The organism is Nonomuraea cypriaca (assembly GCF_015645445.1).
GTDB classification, from domain to species: Bacteria; Actinomycetota; Actinomycetes; order Streptosporangiales; family Streptosporangiaceae; genus Nonomuraea; species Nonomuraea cypriaca.
Genome location: NZ_JADOGI010000533.1, coordinates 1 through 1,146 on the forward strand (window position 1 = coordinate 1; position 1,146 = coordinate 1,146).

Sequence of the window (1,146 nt, forward strand, 5' to 3'; positions counted from 1 at the left end):
CGCCCACCCTGCCGCCCGGTCCGCCGCCCGGCAGGTCGCCCGCCCCGTCGCCCCGCAGGTCGCCCGGCCCGTCGCCCCGCAGGTCGCCCGGCCCGTCGCCTGCCCCGTCGCCCGCATCGGCACCGCCGCCCGGCTGAAGGCCGTCATGGACGTGCGGCCGCACGCCTGCCGCGTCCGTGGGCGTGTCCTGGCCTGTGCCGATGCTCGGGTCCGTCATCGGCGATCCCCGGCCAGGGACATCGCGGTCCTGACCCTGGACAGTTCGCCGGCCAGCACCGCGTCGCTCGGGTAGTCGTCGTCCCATTCCAGCAGCACACCCGGCGGGTCGGCCCGGGCGCACAGCTCGGTGAGGAGGTCGAGCACGGCCTGCGGCGCCGACGTGGTGTGGGTGTCGTGCCAGACGCCGTGGCGTTCGTACCCGCCGGCGACGTGGACGTACGCGAGGTGCTCCAGGGGCAGCGCGTCGAGCGCCGCCACCGCAGGGAGGCCCAGGTTGACCTGGTTGGTGTAGAGGTTGGCCACGTCGATCAGCAGGCCGACCCCGGTCCGCGCGACCAGTTCGGCGAGGAACTCGGCCTCGGTCAGCTCGTCGTCGGGCCAGCCGAAGATGGCGGCGACGTTCTCCAGGGCCAGCGGGACGGGCAGCGCGTCCTGCGCCCGGCTTACGTTCTCCGTGACGACCCGCAGCGACGCCCGCGTACGCGGGACGGGCAGCAGGTGCCCCGCCTCCATGCCGCCACCCCGTACGAAGGCCAGGTGCTCGCTGACCAGCGGCGAGTCCAGCGCCCGCGCACAGGCGGCCAGGTGGGCCAGCCGCTCGGGCGAGGGCGGCTCGGCCCCGCCGACGCCGAGCGACACCCCGTGCGGGATCACCGGCAGGCCCCTGGCCCGCAACAGGCGCAACGACTCGGGCAGGTGGGCGGGCGTGATGTTCTCGGCGACCACTTCGAGGAAGTCGACGCCGGCCATCCGCTCGATGCTCAGGTCCAGCTCGGACCGCCAGCCGATGCCCACGCCCAGACTTCCCACGTCAGCCTCCTCCTCCACCACAACCTCCTCCGCCACTGCCGCCACCGCCACTGCCGCCGCCGCAACCTCCGCCGCCGCTGCCACTGCCGCCGCCGCAGCTGCTGACGCCGCCCCCGC

2 protein-coding genes are annotated in these 1,146 nt (G+C 75.3%); both read right to left on the minus strand.

Annotated features, from left to right (window positions below; all coding sequences use genetic code 11):
- A partial coding sequence (locus tag ITP53_RS55445; protein WP_207757780.1) for a hypothetical protein occupies positions 1-217 on the minus strand: 217 nt, incomplete at its 3' end.
- On the minus strand, positions 214-1,146 hold a 933-nt coding region (locus ITP53_RS55450), incomplete at its 5' end, for a DUF692 domain-containing protein (RefSeq protein WP_236052260.1). The genes ITP53_RS55450 and ITP53_RS55445, both read right to left, overlap by 4 nt.